This is a genomic window from Agrobacterium deltaense RV3, from assembly GCF_900013505.1.
Taxonomy (GTDB): Bacteria; Pseudomonadota; Alphaproteobacteria; order Rhizobiales; family Rhizobiaceae; genus Agrobacterium; species Agrobacterium leguminum.
The window spans coordinates 1,724,958-1,742,206 of the sequence record NZ_LT009746.1 but is presented as its reverse complement, the minus strand read 5'-3'; the positions used below and the strand labels follow the sequence as shown (position 1 = coordinate 1,742,206).

Here is a 17,249-nt window from a genome sequence, read left to right as displayed (position 1 = left end):
CCGCCTCTCCCACACCGTCCGATGAGCGACACGTGATCATGACAGAAAAAACATCCTTCAAGGTCGGCCTGATAGGCGCCGACATCCAGCTATCGAAATCGCCTGCTCTGCATATGTGCGAGGGCGCGGCCCATGGTCTCGATTATTCCTATGAGCTTGTGGATGTCACCGCCCGCAAACTGCCGGAAACGGCGCTTCCGGAGCTTCTTTCCGAGCTCGAAGCACGCGGGTTTGCCGGCACCAACATTACCCATCCGTTCAAGCAGGCGGTCATCCCGCATCTGCATGAACTGTCGGACGACGCCCGGATGCTGGGCGCGGTCAATACGGTGGTTTTTCGCGATGGGCGACGGATCGGCCATAATACGGACTGGTACGGCTTTCACGAAAGCTTTGTCCGTGGCCTGCCGGATGCAAAACGCGATCGGGCACTGCTGGTCGGCGCGGGTGGCGCCGGGGTTGCCGTCGCACACGCGGCGTTGAAGCTCGACATTGCCCGCCTTGATATTTTTGATCGGGATTTGGCAAGGGCCGAACGCCTGGCGCAGGACCTCAACGGCCGTTTTGGCGAGGGTCGCGCCTTTGCGGTGAAGGACCCGGCCGCGTCCCTGCCCTATGCAGATGGCCTGATTCACGCCACGCCGATGGGCATGCCAGCGCATCCCGGAATGCCTGTTGCCGCCGATCTCATCGAACAGCGACATTGGGTGGCCGACATTGTCTACATGCCGCTTGTGACAGAGCTTTTGGCCACCGCGGCACAGAAGGGTTGCCGCACCTTGCCAGGCGGCGGCATGACGGTGTTTCAGGCCGTCGGCGCATTCCGCCTATTCTGCGGCCGCGAGCCGGATGCCGGGCGCATGACGGCGCATTTCACCGAGCTTTGTATGGCGGAGGGCGTCGCATGAGCCTCTTCACGGTCCTCAACGGTCCCAATCTCAACCTGCTTGGCCAGCGCCAGCCGGAAATCTATGGTTATGAAACGCTTGCCGACGTCGAAGCAAACTGCCGCGCCATTGCCGACGCTGCCGGGCACACACTGTTTTTTGCCCAGAGCAACCGGGAATATGAGATCATCGACTGGATCCATGAAGCCCGCGGCAAGTCCGCGGGCATCGTCATCAATCCCGGCGCGTTCACACACACGTCTGTGGCGATCCTCGATGCCTTGAATACCTTCGAGGCTCCCGTCATCGAGGTGCACATCTCGAACATTCACAAGCGCGAGGCCTTCCGGCACCACTCCTACATTTCGCCCCGTGCAGAGGGCGTGATCGCTGGGTTGGGTATCGAAGGATACGAGGTGGCTCTCAGCCACCTTATCAAGCGTCTTTCACGATCTTCGTGAGATGGGCGGGCGCCAGCACATAACGCAGCACCATGTCGCTGGCGTGCTGCGACAAGGTCTCCTGGCCTTCATCGGTAAACAGGCTGTCGCCAAAGATAAACGAGAACGTCGCGACATTAGAGACGTTGAAAAACGACAGGGCGCTGATCTGCCAGTGCAATTCCAAGGCGTCGATGCCCTGCCGAAAGATGCCGCTCTGCTGGCCGCGCACCAGCACGCTCTCCAGCGCCTCGATGGCGGTGCGGTTCAACTCGCGTATCGTCCCGGAAGACTGCATGTGCCGCCCGTGGTGAATATTCTCGATCATCACCATTCGGATGAAGGCCGGGTTACGCCGGTGGTGATCGAAAGTGAACCGACAGAGCTTCTCGAGTGCCGCCACAGGCTCCAGATCATCCAGGCCCAGATCGCTTTCCCCACCGCGTACCTTGGCATATGCCTCTTCGAGCACATGCTGATAAAGGCTCTCCTTGTCGGTGAAGTAATAATAGATCATGCGCTTGGACGTGCGCGTGCGCGCGGCGATCTCGTCGATCCGCGCTCCCGACAGACCGTTTTGCGAAAATTCCTCCATAGCCACGGACAGAATATCGCGCCGCACACCCTCCGGGTCTCTTTTCGCCGGGCGAGTTTCTGCTGTGCCTTTGGAGGTCGCGGTTTTCGTCATGGTCGATCAATCCACCCTTGGGCTTGCGGTTACCGCCCACGCCCGTATTATTAACCAATCAGTACATAAGGCTGAAAAGGAAGGCAATATGGCGAGCTATGACACAGCAGGACACGGCATGCCAATGCGCACATCCATTGCAACCGTATCGATCAGTGGCGAATTCCCCGAAAAACTGGCGGCGATTGCCAAGGCAGGCTTTTCGGGCGTTGAGATTTTTGAAAACGATTTCCTGACCTACGATGCTTCGCCGCGCGAGGTGAAGGCGCTAGCCGCCGATCACGGCCTTGAGATTACCCTCTTCCAGCCCTTTCGCGACTTCGAGGGCATGCCGGAACCCCACCGTGCCCGCGCCTTCGAGCGCGCTCAGCGCAAATTCGACATCATGGGCGAACTCGGCACCGACCTGATGCTGATCTGCTCGAATGTCTCGCCGGTCTCGCTCGGCGGCATCGACCGCGCCGCCGCCGATTTCCATCAGCTCGGCGAGCTTGCGGCAAAACATGGCGTGCGCGTCGGTTACGAGGCGCTGGCCTGGGGCCGCCATATCAGCGATCACCGCGATGCGTGGGAGGTGGTGCGCCGCGCCGATCACGCCAATGTCGGCATCATTCTCGATAGTTTCCACACGCTGTCGCGCAAGATCGACCCCAATTCGATCCGCTCCATTCCCGGCGACAAAATCTTCATCGTGCAGCTTGCCGATGCGCCGCTGATCGACATGGACCTGCTTTACTGGAGCCGCCACTTCCGCAACATGCCGGGCGAAGGCGATCTGCCGGTGGTGGATTTCATGCGCGCCGTGGCGGCAACCGGCTATAGCGGCCCGCTATCGCTCGAAATCTTCAACGACCAGTTCCGCGGCGGCTCGGCACGGCTGCTGGCCGAGGATGGCCACCGCTCGCTCATCAACCTGATGGACCAGGTGCGCCGTCTCGAACCCGATATCCGCATCGATGTGCCGGCCATGCCGGAACGGGTGCAGACGGAAGGCGTGGAGTTCGTCGAATTCACCACGGCACCGGAAGAAAAACCCAATCTGGAAGCCCTTCTCGCCACGCTCGGCTTTGAAAACACCGCCCGGCACCGCAACCGCGATGTCGATCTTTATACGCAGGGCGATATTCGCATCGTCATCAATACCAGCGATGGTGGCGACAGTTTCGCGGGAGCCTCCTATTCCATCCATGGCACCAATGCTTATGCCTTCGGGCTGAAGGTGGATGATGCCGCAGCAGCGCTGGCACGGGCCGAAGCGCTCGGCGCGCCTACATTCGCCGAGCCGCGTAAGTCAGGCGAGGTCGCCGTTCCCGCCATTCAGGGCGTGGGCAACGGCGTCATCTATTTCCTCGACGGTTCACCAGAGCTTTCTTCCATCTGGGACAATGAATTCGTGCCGACGGAAGGCCGAACGCCGGAAGGCGATGCCGGCCTCAGGCGGATCGATCATCTTGCGCAAACAACGCATTACGATGAAATGCTGACCTGGCTTTTATTCTACACCTCGCTGTTTGCGACGCGGCGCACACCGATGGTCGATGTGGTCGATCCGGGCGGGCTGGTGCGCAGCCAGGCGATTGAAAGCGTGCCCTCGCCGCATTTCCGTCTGACCATGAACGGTGCGGACAATCGCAAGACTTTCGCCGGCAAATTTCTGGCCGAGGGCTTCGGCACCAGCATCCAGCACATCGCGTTTGCCACCGACGATATCTTCGCCACAGCAAAAGCCCTGCAGGCGCGCGGTTTCCACGCCCTGCCGATCTCGCGCAACTATTACGACGATCTGGAAGCCCGTTTCGGGCTGGAGCCGGAGTTTTCCGATGCGCTCCGGGCCGCGAGCATTCTTTATGACCGCGACGACAATGGCGAATATTTCCAGATCTACAGCCGCACCTTCGGCGAGGGTTTCTTCTTCGAAATCATCGAAAGGCGCGGAGCCTATGGCGGTTATGGCGCAATGAACGCCCCCTTCCGCATTGCCGCACAAAGACGGCTTGCGCCGCCGGTCGGCATGCCGAAGGAATAACAGCCTGCATGAAACCGGGTGGCATTGAGCTAAGAGGGTGCTCCTTTCAGCCTGCCGCCACCTTCCCCCTCCTCATCCCTGTGCTTGTCACAGGGATCCAGCCGATGCGCGTCTGCGCGGCGGGAAGAATCTTTTCAACCGAAGGACTTGGGCTGACTGGATCTCTGTGACAAGCACAGAGATGAGGGAGGTGAGTGCAACGAACCACTGCTCGCTGTTTGGTCCCATCCCGGACGAATCCGCGCCAAATTAAAATGCACATTGCGTATTTGTAGAGCAGTACACAAAAATTGTTCAACACTCTGGACATGATTGTTCGGTTTTGTTAGCTTTTTCGGCAAAACAAGGGTGGGGAATTAGAGTTACATGCGCATCGTCGAATCTGCGGCCGACGCAAATCATCCGGCCGGTACCGATGAGGTTGCCTGCGGCGCTTCGGTGACATCGAATGTGCCGTGTCCGCGGGCGACGGCCAATGCGCGTTCCGCTGGCAAAGCGGCCTGAAGACATGCAGTTCTTCGCGAAATCCCCGTCCCTGCCCGTGGCGTCGCCCAGCACGCGCCTGCCTGAGACATTTGCCCCTTCCTCATTTTCACATGGCCGCGCCAGCTTTGCCGCGCAGGCCACGCCGGAGACGCTGACATGACTGCCGCACCCGCAAACGCCCTCCTCTCGGTCGAAGGCCTGAGCGTCGAGTTCGGCAATAGCCGCGTCGTGGACGATATCTCCTTCAGCGTCGAGCCCGGCCGCACTGTCGCGGTCGTCGGCGAGTCCGGGTCGGGAAAATCGGTCACCTCGCTTTCCACCATGCGCCTTGCCGACATGATGGGCGCGACCTACCCCACCGGCAAAATCCTGTTTGAAGGCAAGGACTTGCTGAAGGCGTCTCAGAAAGAGATGCGCGCGATCCGCGGCAAGGAGATCGCCATGATCTTCCAAGAGCCGATGACCTCGCTCAACCCCGTTTTCACCATCGGCGACCAGATCTGCGAAGTGCTTGTCCTGCATGAGAAGATGGGTAAACAGGCGGCGATGGCGGAAGCACAGACGCTGCTCGAAATGGTGCGCCTGCCCGATGCGGCGGAACTTCTGAAGCGGTATCCGCACCAGCTTTCCGGAGGCATGCGCCAGCGCGTGATGATCGCCATGGCGCTCGCCTGCCGGCCGAAGCTTTTGATCGCAGACGAACCGACGACGGCGCTTGATGTGACCATTCAGGCGCAGATCCTCAACATCATGCGCGACCTGCAAAAGAAGCTCGGCATGGGCATGGTCTTCATTACCCACGATATGGGCGTGGTGGCGGAAATGGCCGATGACGTCGTCGTCATGTGGAAGGGCAAGAAGGTCGAGGAAGGCCCGGTCAAGGATATCTTCGCCAACCCGCAGCACCCTTACACGCGCGCCCTGCTGTCCGCCGTTCCGCGCCTCGGCAGCATGGAAGGCGAAGAGTTTCCCAAGCGCCTGCCGCTCACCGTGTTGCAGGACGGCCAGCCGGTCGTGGTCGGCGAAGAGCGCGTGCAAAACACGGCGAAATACGACGCCAAGCCGCTTCTGTCGGTCAAGGACCTGTTTGTCCGCTTCGATATCCGCAAAAACCTGTTCGGCAAGGCGACGCACCGCCTCAGCGCCGTGCAGAAGGTGAGCTTCGATATTCACGCCGGCGAAACGCTGGCGCTGGTGGGCGAATCCGGTTCCGGCAAATCCACCATCGGCCGCACCATCCAGCAATTGCAGACGGCCATCTCGGGCGAAATTGCCTTCAATGGTCGCAGCTATTCTGAGATGTCGGCGGCGGAGCGTTTCCGCATGCGCCAGGAAGTGCAATATATCTTCCAGGACCCCTTCGCCTCGCTCGATCCGCGCAAGACGGTCGGTTTTTCGATTGCCGAGCCGATCAACACCCATGGTTTGATCAATAATCAGAAGGCCGTAAAGCGACGGGTGGATGAATTGCTGGAGCGTGTGGGCCTCTCCTCCGAGCACGCCGCGCGGTATCCGCACGAGTTTTCCGGTGGCCAGCGCCAGCGTGTCTGCATTGCCCGTGCGCTCGCTTCCGATCCGAAGCTTATCATTGCAGACGAGGCGCTGTCGGCGCTCGACGTCTCCATTCAGGCGCAGATCATCAATCTGTTCATGGATTTGCAGGCCGAACGCGGGCTCGCCTATCTCTTCATCAGCCATGACATGGCGGTGGTGGAAAAGATGAGCCACCGCGTCGCCGTGCTTTATCTCGGCCAGATCATGGAAATGGGCAGCCGCCGCCAGGTCTTCGAAACCCCGACGCATGATTACACCCGCCGCCTGCTGTCGGCCGTGCCGGTGGCCGATCCGACCATCGAGCGCCGCATCGCGATGATCGAAGGAGAAATACCCAATCCCGTGCGCCGTGTCGGCGATGAGCCGGCCATTCTCGCCCATGAGGAAATCAATCCGGGCCACTTCATCGCGAAGAGCGCCTGAATAACAACCAGAACCACAACCATCTGAAGAGGAACAGGTAGATGACAATAATCAAGAAGGGGATGACGACAACGTTCGTCGCGCTTGCCATGGCCGCAACGGCCTTGACCGCCGCACCGGCTTTCGCCGCCGGCAAGATGACCATTTCCAGCCCGCAGGACCCGGGCAGCTGGGACCCCATCGACACCTTCCTCGTGCAATGGGCGGCTGTCGCCACCAACATCTTCGATGGCCTCACCTATCGCGGCCCGGACCTGAAACTTGTGCCCGGCCTTGCCGAATCCTGGGAAGAGCTGGATGAGGGCAAGCGCATCCGCTTCAAGCTGCGCCAGAACGTCAAGTTCCACAATGGCGAGCCCTTCAACGCCGCCGCCGTCAAGTTCACCTTCGAGCGCCTTCTCGGCGAACAGGGTGCCAAGGGCCCGCAGCGTTCCAACTACGTCGCCATCGAAAGCGTCGATGTCATCGACGATTACACCGTCGACATGAAGCTGAAGGCGCCCGATCCGGTGCTTCTGACCAAGCTTGCCGGTTATGGCGGCATGATCGTTCCGCCGAAATATATTCAGGAAAAGGGCGAGGACAATTTCAACCTCAACCCCGTCGGCACCGGCGCATTCAAATTCGTATCCTATGCGCCGAAGACCGACATCAAGCTTGAAGCCAACCCGGATTATTGGGGCGGTGCACCGAAGCTTTCCGAACTGGAATACCGCTTCATCTCCGAGCCGGCGACCGCCGTTGCCGAATTGCAGGCAGGCCGCGTCGATCTCGTCATTCCGCCCACCATCCCGATCGGCATGATTCCGGTTATCCAAGGCGATTCCAAGCTTGAGATCGTCAGCGTGCCCGGCCCGACCGTCGATGCGCTGCGCTTCAACACCCGTGACGGCATCACCGCCGATCCGAAGGTGCGCAAGGCCATCATCATGGCCGTCGACCGCGGCACCATCGTCAAGTCGATCCTTGCCGGTCAGGCATCGGAGATCGCGAGCTTCCAGAGCGCGCTGTCCTTCGGTTACGACCCGGAACTGAAGCCGCTGCCTTACGATCCGGAAGGTGCCAAGAAGCTGCTCGCGGAAGCCGGTGTCAAGCCGGGTGCGGCGCTGCAGATCGACATCCGCGGCAACGACGCGACGATGAACGAGGTGGCGCAGGTTATTTCCAGCTACCTTTCCATGGTCGGCATCACCGCCACCATCAAGCCCTATGAAACCAACGTGCTGCTGAACGACATCATCCCGCAGGGCAAGACCGGCGCGATGTTCCAGCAGAAATGGGGCGGCTGGACCTTCGATTACGACAACACGGCCTATTCCATGTATCACTCCGGTGAAAAGTGGAACCCTTACGACAAGGACGAGAAGCTGGACAAGCTGCTGGAATCCCAGCGTCCGCTGACCGACCGTGCCGAGCGCGAAAAAATCCTCAAGGAAATCGGCAGCTATACCGCCGAACGCGCGCTGGAAATCCCGCTTTACAACACCAATGCCATTTACGGCATCAACAAGCGGGTCAAGGGTTTCGTCGCACCGCCGGACAACCGCCTGAAGCTGACCGACGTCACCGTCGAATAAGCTGGTTAATCCTCTCATAAGTCGCCTTGCCCGCCACGCGCGGGCAAGGCAGAACTTCTCTTCAAGGTAAAAAACGTGGCCGGTTTCCTCATCAAGCGATTGCTGCAGGCGATTTTTGTCGTCATCGCCATCACCCTTCTCGTTTCTTTCGCCATTCGCCTCACCGGCGATCCGGCTGTCACCATGTTCCAGGGTGGCGGCAGCATGACGGAAGACGATCTGGCGCGCATTCGCGCAGCACTCGGCACCGACCGGCCGTTCTTCGTGCAATATTTCAGCTTCCTGAAGGGCCTCGTGACGCTCGATTTCGGCCGCAGTTTCACCGGCAGCACGCCGGTCTCGCGCCTCATTGCCGATGCCCTGCCCGCAACGCTGCTTCTCGCCTTCATCTCCATGGCGGTGTCGATTGCGCTTTCCATTCCGCTCGGCATCAAGGCGGCGACCTCGCGCGGCAAGACGGTCGATCAGGTGATCCGTATCTTCTCGCTCGTCGGCCTGTCCTTCCCGAATTTCTGGCTGGCCACCATGCTGGTGCTGTTGTTCTCCATCACGCTCGGCTGGCTGCCGCCAAGCGGCATGGGTGGCTTTGCCAGCTACATCATGCCCGCCGTCACCATGGGTGTCATCCTCACCGCCACCAATGTGCGCCTGGTGCGCACAGCCATGCTCGATACGCTGCGCTCGCAATATGTCATGGTGGCGCGCGCCAAGGGCCTCAGCGAAAACAAGGTTCTCTACAAACACGCGCTGCGCAACTGCGCCATTCCGCTCATCACCTATTTCGGCCTGCAATTTGGTGGGCTGCTCGGCGGCATCGTCGTCATCGAACGCGTCTTCAACTGGCCGGGCCTCGGCACGCTGGCTTTCGATGCGGTCGGCGCGCGCGATTATCCCGTGCTTCAGGCCGTCATCACCGTGCTGTCGCTGATGATCGTCGGCATCAACCTTCTGGTCGATATCGCCTATGGGCTTGTCGATCCGCGCATCCGCACGGAGTAAGTGACGATGGCTGCCAAAACCTCGCGTCTCGCGCGCTTCACCAATCTCGAATTCGTCCTCGGCGCGTTCCTCACCGTGGTCATCTGCCTTGCCGTCGTCTTTTCCGATGTGCTGTTTCCGGGCGGCGCGGACAAGATCGACCTGATGGCGCGCCTTGCCAAGCCCTTTGCCAATGCCGCCCATCCGCTCGGCACCGATCCGCTGGGTCGTGACGTGCTCGCCCGTGTCGTCGCCGGCGGCAAGATTTCGCTGCTTGTCGGTTTCACCTCGGTTATCGGCGCGGTCATCTTCGGCGTCGCGGTCGGACTGGTGGCGGGTTATTATCGCGGCTTCTGGGATATCCTGGTCATGCGCTTTGCCGATATCCAGCTCGCCATGCCCTTCATTCTGCTCGCCATCACCTTCATCGCCATTGTCGGCGGCAGCCTCACAAACACCATCATCCTCCTGATCGTCTCGCAATGGGTGCAATATGCCCGTCTCGTGCGCGGCTCGGTGCTGACGCTGCGGGAACGGGAATTCATCCTTTCCGCCCGCGCTATTGGCGTGAAAGACTGGCGCATCATTCTCCAGCACCTGCTGCCGAACCTTATCGGCCCGGTCATCGTGCTGATGACGCTGAATGTCGCCAATAACATCCTCTTGGAAAGCAGCCTCACCTTCCTCGGTCTCGGCGTCGATCCGACCATTCCGAGCTGGGGCGGCATGCTGGCGGATGGGCGGACCTATCTGCAGACGGCATGGTGGGTCAGCGTCTTCCCGGGTCTTGCCATCCTTCTGACCGTGCTTGGCCTCAACCTTCTCGGCGACTGGCTGCGCGACAGCCTCGACCCCACCGGCAGAACCTCGAGGTAACAGCGATGAGCCAGATTTTCGACCAGACTTTCGAACGCACGCTGGATGCGCTTCTCGCCAATGCCGAGCCCGGCCAGTCCTTCGAGGCATGGAGCTTCGATGATGCCAAAAGCCGCCGCGAAGCCGAAAACCGGCTGAAGAAAAAAGGCGTCAGCGCCCGCATCCGCAGCGCCTACAAGCCGCTTCTCTTCACCTTTATGGAAGAGATCAATCTGGATGGCGTCGACACCATCGAGGTGCGTTACCCCGTACACGCAAACGCCCCCGTCAACCGGTTCCGGCTGGAAGCCTATCCGCTGGCGGCTTTGGTGGGCGATGCGAAGATCGACTTCGTCGCCCGGAACGACGACGCCTTCCATTATGATGTTACCCTGAGCCGCAACGGCAAGAAGGAAACCCTGAAGATTCTGGCGCCAAACCGGGTGCACACGGATATCGTCGGCGAAACCAATGTTTCACCCACGGGCTGGTTCCGGCTTGCCGGCGATGCTGTGGGTGAGCGGCTGGAGACGGATTACGAACGGCTTTTCGAAGCGGCGATCCATGCCGTCGCCAACCACGGCTGGGGCGATGAAGAGCCCTATTTCGAGGAACTGAACATCCGCGTCGCGCATCCGGCCGAAGATTTGCCACTTGCCCTCGGCGATGAGGTCGTCAGCCTGCGCGAAGCCCTGCATGAGGATTTCTATTTCTCGCTCCTGGAATTCTTCCAGAAGAAGTCCGGCCGGCCGCTGGGTGACCGGGGCCTGAAGCCCGGCCAGATCGTGCCGGAAATTGTCAAAAGCGAAGGCGAAGTCTCCGTCCGCATCGAGGCGCGCACGCTCACCACCGCCTTTCTCGATGGCCGCGAACAGCAGATCGATACGGCCAGCGAACCGGTTGCTGCAGGCCAGCTCGCAAAACTGCTTGAAGAGATCGGCGGCGAAGCCTTCGAGGCCCGCTCGCGTTCCGGCCGCATTCTTGCCGCCCGTTATGTCCCCGGCAGCGATGCCGCCGTGATGATCAGCGGCGGTCAGCACCCCAACGAGACCACAGGCATCGTTGGCGCCATCCGCGCCGCCCGCAAATTCGCAGAGCGCAAGGGCGCACATTTCACCATTTCGCCGTTGGAAAATCCGGATGGTTACGCCCTGCATCAGCGGTTGAGAGCCGACAATCCGCGCCACATGCATCACGCGGCGCGTTACACGGCGCTCGGCGACGATCTCGAATATCGCACGCGGGAAAATTCGGGTGTCCATCTCAACGAGAAGGCAATCCGTTTCAGGGCGCAGGAGATGAGCGGCGCCAGCCTGCATGTGAACCTGCATGGTTATCCATCCCACGAATGGACCCGGCCGCTTTCCGGTTATGTCCCGCGCAATTTCGCCATGTGGACGCTGCCGAAAGGGTTCTTCCTCATCATCCGCCACCATGCGGACTGGGAAAGGCAGGCCGAAGCCCTGCTCGACCGGGTAACCCGCCATCTCGGCGCCATTCCCGGCCTGCTCGATTACAATAACCGCCAGATCGCGCTTTATGAAATCCACGCCGGCGAAACCGGTTTCCGCATCATCAACGGCTTCCCGTGCCTGTCCTCCGTCGATGACCGTCACACCGTGCCGATGACGCTGATCACCGAATATCCGGACGAGACGATCTACGGCAACGACTTCATCACCGGCCACACCGCACAGATGGAAACGGTTCTCTCCGCCTATGATGCCTGGCAGGAGATTCTCGTCGGGGAAGTGGCCTGATATTGCGGGCCGCCCTCGATGGGCGGCCTATTTTCCCGCCGTGCTCGCGAGTTTTTGGTCCCGCTGCTTCTGCAAAAGCCTCTTGCCCTTGCTTAGAATATGCATATTGGCGGCATCAAGCTTGTTGTACCCGGCTTGGATAATATCAAGATCGGCAACGTGACCGATTGCTGCCAGCTCATGCATCACGTCGCCAATAGCGACATCGACACTCGGCTTTTGCAGGTTGATCGCATCCTCCGCCGCAGCGTGCATGCCTTGCGCGTCTCCGCCCATGACGTGATACAGCGCCAGCGCCTTGCGAAGAAATGCTTCGCGGCGCTCGATCTTATTGTTGAGTATACTTTCGCCAAGGCGATCTCGCATCAACTCAACAACTCTATTTTGATATTCGCCCATCAGACACCAAATAAAGTTCACAATATGCTTCGCGAGGCTACAAACAATCCCCTTAGAACTGGTTAAGGCACGAGGCTTGCGCGGGTATGACCGTCATTTTCGAAACATGTCACAAAAGCTGGTTTTCATGAGGAAGCATTTCGATACCACGTGCCGCGAAAACACCGGTCGTGATGGCTGCGGCGGCGCTATACATTGAGAATCACGGGATGATCACTATTGTGCGATCTTACATGAGACAAACCCGGCGAGACGGGTATTGATAACCGTCAGGTTATTTATCACCCCCCTTATTTCATTTTACTTTGGCCACCGCACTCATCAATCTGGCAGTCTGGATCGGTGGATGGGAGCCACGGATCAATTGGGAGGAAATCATGAAATTACGGATCACCGCCGCCATCGCGGCCATCTGCTTCAGTACTGCCGCTTATGCCGATACAATCAAGGTGGGCGTGGTCGGTCCGTTCTCCGGCCCCTTCGCGCTGCAGGGCAAGAACTTCAAGGCCGGCATCGATGCCTGGTTCGCGCTGCACGGCAACAAGGTCGGCGACGATACGGTAGAGGTCGTCTATCGCGATGTGCCGCAGGCCGATCCGGCGCAGTCCAAGGCGCTGGCGCAGGAACTGGTGGTGAAGGAAGGCGTACAATATCTCGCCGGCTTCTATTTCACCCCCGACGCCATGGCCGTCACGCCTTTGCTGAAGCAGGGCAATGTGCCGATGGTCATCATGAATGCCGCCACTTCGGCCATCGTGACCAAGAGCCCCTATGTGGTGCGCACCTCGTTCACCACCTGGCAGACCTCCACCCCCATCGCCAAGGTGGCCTTTGATGGCGGCGTGAAGAAGGTCATTTCGCTGGTCAGCGATTATGGTCCGGGCGTCGATGCCGAGAACGCCTTCAAGGCGGCCTTCACCGCCGCCGGCGGCGAGGTTGTCGAAAGCATTCGCATGCCGCTTTCCACCAATGATTTCAGCCCGATCATGCAGCGCGTGAAGGATTCCGGCGCGCAGGGCGTCTTCGCCTTCCTGCCGTCGGGCCCGACCACGCTCGGCTTCGTCAAGGCCTTCAACGATAACGGCCTGAAATCCGCAGGCGTCAAGCTCTTCGCACCGGGCGATCTGACGCAGGAATCCGACCTGCCGGCGCTCGGGGAAGCCGCGCTCGGCATGCAGACGACCTTCCATTACGCCGTCTCGCATGATTCCCCTGAGAACAAGACCTTCGTGGAGGCCGCCGCCAAGGCGATCGGCAACCCGAAGGAGCTCTCCTTCCCTTCCATCGGCGCCTTTGACGGCATGTATGTCATCAGCAAGATGATCGAGGCCACCGGCGGCAAACAGGATGCGGAAAAGGCAGTAGACGCGGTGAAGGGTCTTTCCTGGACAAGCCCGCGCGGCCCTGTCAGCATCGATCCGGAAAGCCGCCACATCACGCAGAATATCTACCTGCGCGAAGTGGCCAAGGGCGATGACGGCAATTATTACAACAAGGAAGTCCAGACCTTCGAAAAACAGGGCGATCCGGGCCTCGCCGCCGCGAAGTAACGGCAGCATTTAAAAGACGTTGTCGGGCCGCCAATAGCGGCCCGTCTCCGGCCCGGATGGGCATTGCAGCACCGGGAGGGTTTTTCAGCATGCAGACGGTCTTCAGCATCCTTGTCGATGCGCTTGCCTATGGCATGGTCCTGTTCATCATCTCTATCGGCCTTTCGGTGACGATGGGGCTGATGCGGGTGGTCAATCTGGCGCATGGCGCCTTCGCCATGATCGGCGGTTATCTCGCCTCCTATGCCGCCCATGGCCTCGGCCTCGGTTATGCCGTGGCGATCCTCGTCGCCATCGTCGGCACCATCGTCATCGCCATACCGCTTGAGCGTTTTCTCTATCGCCGCATCTATGGCGCGCCGGAGCTGACACAGGTGCTGATGACCATCGGCATCACGTTTTGCATCATCGGCATCGCCAATTTCGTCTTCGGCCCGACGCTGAAGACCATTCCGCTGCCGCAGCAGCTGGCCGGCCCCACCGATCTCGGCTTCCGCACCATCGCCACCCACCGCATCTTCGCCATTGCCTGCGGTCTGGCTGTTGCCGGCGCATTGTGGTTCACCTTCGAAAAGACCGCTTTCGGCATCAAGCTGCGCGCTGCTGTCGATAACGCCGCCATGGCGGCCGCACTCGGCGTTCGCACCGAGGTCATCTATGCCGTCAGCTTCGCCATCGCCGTCGGCCTTGCCGCCATGGGCGGCGTCATCGGCGCGGAATTGCTGCCGGTCGAACCCTATTATGCGCTGCGTTATATGGTGACCTTCCTCGTGGTGGTCTCGGTCGGTGGCGCGGGCTCCATTCCCGGCGCGCTGATCGCCTGCCTGCTGCTCGGCGCCATCGATACGACCGGGCGGTATCTCGCGCCCGAATATGGCGAATTCTTCTTTTACCTGGCGGTCATCGTGATCATCACGCTGTTCCCGCGCGGCCTTCTCGGAAGGGCGAAATGAGATGGCGGTGCTCATGAACGACGTGACTGAAACGGCAGAAATCCCGAAGGCGCGCTCGCCGCTGCGCGCGCTTGCGGGGCCGCTCCTCATCATTATCGCCGCCATTGCCGGTTATTACCTGTTTCCGGATAATCTGGCGCTTCTGACCCGTATCATCGCCATCGCGCTTCTCGTGCTGTCGATCGATCTCGTTACCGGCTATTGCGGCGTCGCCACGCTCGGCCACGCCGCGCTGTTCGGCGCAGGCGCCTATGCCGCCGGCATCGCCGCCGCCCATTTCGAGATTACCGATCCGCTGCTGATGACCGTGATCGGCGCAGGCGCGGGCGGCGTTGCCGGGCTGGTCTCCGGCACGGTTCTCTTGCGCGCCCACGGCCTGCCGCAGCTCGTTCTTTCCATCGCCGTCATCCACCTGTTCCATGAGGCTGCCAACAAGGCATCGGGCTGGACGGGCGGCAGCGACGGTCTTGCCGGCGTTTCCCCGGACGCGCTGTTCGGCACCTTCGAATTCGACCTTTTCGGCCGCACCGCCTATATTTACGGCGTCTGTCTGCTGCTCGTCGTCTTCCTCGCCCTCAGGGTCGTGGTCAATTCGCCCTTCGGCATGTTGTGCCGCGGCGTCAAGCAGGACAGCATCCGCATTCAGGCCATGGGCGGCGCCGTCAACGGCACGATTTTAAAGATGTTCGTCATATCGGGCATCGTCGCCGGCATTGGCGGTGCGCTGAATGCCATCTCCACCCAGGTCGTCGGTCTCGATAGCCTCAGCTTCACGCTTTCGGCCGAAGCGCTGGTCATGCTGGTGCTCGGCGGCGCGGGTTCGCTTTACGGCGCGCTGATCGGCACCGTCACCTTCATGTGGTTCGAAGATGTCGTTTCCGCCGCCAATCCGTTCCACTGGCTCACCATTGTCGGCCTGCTGCTGATCGCCGTCGTGCTTTTTGCGCCGCGCGGGCTTTATGGCGCGAGTGAGCAGATCATTGCGCGCATCCGTGGAGGTCGCAAATGAGCGCCATTTTCGAAGTCTCCGGCCTCAAGAAAAATTTCGGCGGCCTCGTCGTCACCAACAATGTCTCGCTGTCGCTGTCGCCGGGAGACCGCACGGTGCTGATCGGCCCCAATGGCGCCGGCAAGACCACCTTCGTCAATCTCGTCACCGGCAATATCAAGCCCTCGGCCGGCACGGTGCGCATCGCCGGTGAGGACGTGACCGGCCTCAGCGCCAGCCAGCGGGTGAAGCGCGGCCTCGTCCGCTCCTTCCAGGTCACCCGGCTGTTTCAGGACATGACGCCCGAGGAACATGTGGCGCTCGCCATTCTCCAGCGCGAAGGCAGGACGGGCCGGATTTTCGGCCGTTACCGCGCCATGCCTGCGGTGATGAGCGAAGCCCGCGATATTCTCGGCACACTTGGCCTCACGGCCCTGGCCGAAACAAAGGTGCGCGAAATCGCCTATGGCCAGCAGCGGCTGATCGAGATCGCGCTTGCCATGGCGCTTCGCCCGAAAATCCTTTTGCTGGACGAACCGGCCGCCGGCGTGCCTTCCACGGAAACCGCGCGCATCGAACAGGCGCTCGACCGGCTGCCGGCCGATCTCGCGATCCTGATGATCGAGCACGACATGGATCTGGTCTTCCGTTTCGCCAAACGCGTCGTCGTTCTGGCAGCCGGCGCCGTCATCTTCGACGGTTCACCTGAAGACGTCACCAGCAATGCGGAAGTCCGCCAAGCCTATCTGGGAAGTTACGCCGATGCCCGCAGCGCCGCTTGAAATCGTCAACCTCACCGCCGGTTATGGCCCCACCCGCGTCATCGAGGGCCTGTCGCTTTCCGTGCCGTCGGGCTCGCGTTTCGCGGTTCTCGGCCGCAACGGCGTCGGCAAGACCAGCCTCTTCGCCACGCTGGCCGGCCAGACGAAACGCTTTGCCGGCGATATCCGCATCGGCGGGCAGGACATCGCCGCCCTGCCGAGCGCCGCCCGCGCCAAAGCCGGCCTCGGCTATGTGCCGCAGACGCGGGATGTGTTTTCCACCCTCACCGTCGAGGAAAACCTGTTCGTCGGCCTCAAGGCCCGGCCGAAATCGGCCATCGAGGAAGCCTACACGCTGTTTCCGCGCCTGAAAGAGCGCCGCCGCAATCTCGGCTCGCAACTTTCAGGCGGCGAACAGCAAATGCTTTCCACCGCCCGCACCATTCTCGGCCAACCGCGGGTGCTGCTTCTCGACGAACCGCTCGAAGGCCTTGCCCCCGTCATCTGCGAGGAGCTGATGGCCGCCTTCTCCAAACTGGCGCAATCGGGTGAAATGACCATTCTCCTCGTCGAACAGCGCATCCAGATGGCCATCGACTTCGCCGACCACGCCATCATCATGGAACGCGGCCGCATCGTCTGGGAAGGGCCGTCGAGCGACCTTGCGGAGAACCCGGATATTATCGATACGCATCTTGGGGTTGGCGGGCTGCATTGAGCCAACGCATCGCCGTTGCGCGTTCATATATACAATCTCCGTCATACCGGCCTTGAGCCGGTATCCAGCCACCCCAAGTCCTTGGGGTGAAAAGACACTTCGCGCCGCGCAGACGCGCGCCGGCTGGATTCCGGCTCAAGGCCGGAATGACGGAGGGTGAGCGATCACACAAAGCCCCCCGCCGTCTCATTTGCCCTTCCTCAAAA

Annotated in this window: 15 protein-coding genes; 13 read left to right on the top strand and 2 right to left on the bottom strand. The window is 60.7% G+C overall.

Annotated elements, in window-relative coordinates; all coding sequences use genetic code 11:
* Positions 1-38 precede the first annotated feature (38 nt).
* The gene (locus AGR7B_RS22355) at positions 39-908 is read left to right on the top strand and encodes a shikimate dehydrogenase (RefSeq protein WP_080858214.1); all 870 of its coding nucleotides are present in this window, start codon (positions 39-41) and stop codon (positions 906-908) included.
* Positions 905-1,348 carry a type II 3-dehydroquinate dehydratase gene (gene aroQ, locus AGR7B_RS22350; RefSeq protein ID WP_065655344.1) on the top strand — a complete coding sequence of 148 codons (444 nt, stop codon included), beginning with the start codon at positions 905-907 and terminating at the stop codon, positions 1,346-1,348. The genes AGR7B_RS22355 and aroQ overlap by 4 nt, the downstream gene beginning before the upstream one ends.
* Here the strand turns inward: aroQ and AGR7B_RS22345 are convergent.
* Positions 1,323-2,015, bottom strand: coding sequence for a TetR/AcrR family transcriptional regulator (locus tag AGR7B_RS22345; RefSeq protein WP_080857931.1), 693 nt, complete (start codon positions 2,013-2,015; stop codon positions 1,323-1,325). The two genes, aroQ and AGR7B_RS22345, sit on opposite strands and share 26 nt — an antisense overlap.
* 124 nt (positions 2,016-2,139) lie before the next feature.
* Between AGR7B_RS22345 and AGR7B_RS22340 the strand changes: the two genes are divergently transcribed.
* The 6 genes from AGR7B_RS22340 (at position 2,140) to AGR7B_RS22315 (ending at position 11,674) form a co-directional block, all read left to right on the top strand.
* Positions 2,140-4,041, top strand: coding sequence for a bifunctional sugar phosphate isomerase/epimerase/4-hydroxyphenylpyruvate dioxygenase family protein (locus AGR7B_RS22340; protein WP_080858213.1), 1,902 nt, complete (start codon positions 2,140-2,142; stop codon positions 4,039-4,041).
* Positions 4,042-4,683: 642 nt separating this feature from the next.
* Complete coding sequence (locus tag AGR7B_RS22335; protein WP_080857930.1) at positions 4,684-6,504, top strand: ABC transporter ATP-binding protein; 1,821 nt, start codon at positions 4,684-4,686, stop codon at positions 6,502-6,504.
* A 41-nt stretch (positions 6,505-6,545) separates the two neighbouring features.
* Positions 6,546-8,081, top strand: coding sequence for an ABC transporter substrate-binding protein (locus AGR7B_RS22330; RefSeq protein ID WP_080857929.1), 1,536 nt, complete (start codon positions 6,546-6,548; stop codon positions 8,079-8,081).
* A 75-nt stretch (positions 8,082-8,156) separates the two neighbouring features.
* On the top strand, positions 8,157-9,080 hold the full coding sequence (locus AGR7B_RS22325) for an ABC transporter permease (protein ID WP_161987893.1): 924 nt from the start codon (positions 8,157-8,159) through the stop codon (positions 9,078-9,080).
* A gap of 6 nt (positions 9,081-9,086) precedes the next feature.
* Positions 9,087-9,935: an ABC transporter permease gene (locus tag AGR7B_RS22320; RefSeq protein WP_078053180.1), complete on the top strand. Its 849-nt coding sequence runs from the start codon at positions 9,087-9,089 to the stop codon at positions 9,933-9,935.
* Positions 9,936-9,940: 5 nt separating this feature from the next.
* The gene (locus AGR7B_RS22315; protein ID WP_080857928.1) at positions 9,941-11,674 is read left to right on the top strand and encodes a M14 family metallopeptidase; all 1,734 of its coding nucleotides are present in this window, start codon (positions 9,941-9,943) and stop codon (positions 11,672-11,674) included.
* A 27-nt stretch (positions 11,675-11,701) separates the two neighbouring features.
* On the opposite strand, the gene AGR7B_RS22310 is transcribed toward AGR7B_RS22315, so the two are convergent.
* A complete protein-coding gene (locus tag AGR7B_RS22310) occupies positions 11,702-12,073 on the bottom strand; it encodes a hypothetical protein (protein WP_080857927.1) in 372 nt (123 codons plus the stop codon).
* A gap of 377 nt (positions 12,074-12,450) precedes the next feature.
* Here AGR7B_RS22310 and AGR7B_RS22305 point away from each other — a divergent pair, with 377 nt between their 5' ends.
* From AGR7B_RS22305 to AGR7B_RS22285, 5 genes are all read left to right on the top strand, one after another.
* Positions 12,451-13,623 carry an ABC transporter substrate-binding protein gene (locus AGR7B_RS22305; RefSeq protein WP_080857926.1) on the top strand — a complete coding sequence of 391 codons (1,173 nt, stop codon included), beginning with the start codon at positions 12,451-12,453 and terminating at the stop codon, positions 13,621-13,623.
* 89 nt (positions 13,624-13,712) lie between these two features.
* Positions 13,713-14,576, top strand: coding sequence for a branched-chain amino acid ABC transporter permease (locus tag AGR7B_RS22300; RefSeq protein WP_003519826.1), 864 nt, complete (start codon positions 13,713-13,715; stop codon positions 14,574-14,576).
* A 1-nt stretch (position 14,577) separates the two neighbouring features.
* A complete protein-coding gene (locus AGR7B_RS22295; protein ID WP_080857925.1) occupies positions 14,578-15,585 on the top strand; it encodes a branched-chain amino acid ABC transporter permease in 1,008 nt (335 codons plus the stop codon).
* Positions 15,582-16,346 carry an ABC transporter ATP-binding protein gene (locus tag AGR7B_RS22290; protein WP_080857924.1) on the top strand — a complete coding sequence of 255 codons (765 nt, stop codon included), beginning with the start codon at positions 15,582-15,584 and terminating at the stop codon, positions 16,344-16,346. Before AGR7B_RS22295 ends, AGR7B_RS22290 begins: the two co-directional genes overlap by 4 nt.
* Complete coding sequence (locus AGR7B_RS22285) at positions 16,327-17,043, top strand: ABC transporter ATP-binding protein (protein WP_080857923.1); 717 nt, start codon at positions 16,327-16,329, stop codon at positions 17,041-17,043. The genes AGR7B_RS22290 and AGR7B_RS22285 overlap by 20 nt, the downstream gene beginning before the upstream one ends.
* Positions 17,044-17,249: the final 206 nt, after the last annotated feature.

Coding starts and splice junctions, on each gene's coding strand:
- AGR7B_RS22320 (WP_078053180.1), top strand. CDS start 9,087: ATGGCTGCCAAAACCTCGCGTCTCGCGCGCTTCACCAATCTCGAATTC.
- AGR7B_RS22290 (WP_080857924.1), top strand. CDS start 15,582: ATGAGCGCCATTTTCGAAGTCTCCGGCCTCAAGAAAAATTTCGGCGGC.
- AGR7B_RS22305 (WP_080857926.1), top strand. CDS start 12,451: ATGAAATTACGGATCACCGCCGCCATCGCGGCCATCTGCTTCAGTACT.
- aroQ (WP_065655344.1), top strand. CDS start 905: ATGAGCCTCTTCACGGTCCTCAACGGTCCCAATCTCAACCTGCTTGGC.
- AGR7B_RS22335 (WP_080857930.1), top strand. CDS start 4,684: ATGACTGCCGCACCCGCAAACGCCCTCCTCTCGGTCGAAGGCCTGAGC.
- AGR7B_RS22355 (WP_080858214.1), top strand. CDS start 39: ATGACAGAAAAAACATCCTTCAAGGTCGGCCTGATAGGCGCCGACATC.
- AGR7B_RS22295 (WP_080857925.1), top strand. CDS start 14,578: ATGGCGGTGCTCATGAACGACGTGACTGAAACGGCAGAAATCCCGAAG.
- AGR7B_RS22315 (WP_080857928.1), top strand. CDS start 9,941: ATGAGCCAGATTTTCGACCAGACTTTCGAACGCACGCTGGATGCGCTT.
- AGR7B_RS22345 (WP_080857931.1), bottom strand. CDS start 2,015: ATGACGAAAACCGCGACCTCCAAAGGCACAGCAGAAACTCGCCCGGCG.
- AGR7B_RS22285 (WP_080857923.1), top strand. CDS start 16,327: ATGCCCGCAGCGCCGCTTGAAATCGTCAACCTCACCGCCGGTTATGGC.
- AGR7B_RS22310 (WP_080857927.1), bottom strand. CDS start 12,073: ATGGGCGAATATCAAAATAGAGTTGTTGAGTTGATGCGAGATCGCCTT.
- AGR7B_RS22300 (WP_003519826.1), top strand. CDS start 13,713: ATGCAGACGGTCTTCAGCATCCTTGTCGATGCGCTTGCCTATGGCATG.
- AGR7B_RS22330 (WP_080857929.1), top strand. CDS start 6,546: ATGACAATAATCAAGAAGGGGATGACGACAACGTTCGTCGCGCTTGCC.
- AGR7B_RS22340 (WP_080858213.1), top strand. CDS start 2,140: ATGCGCACATCCATTGCAACCGTATCGATCAGTGGCGAATTCCCCGAA.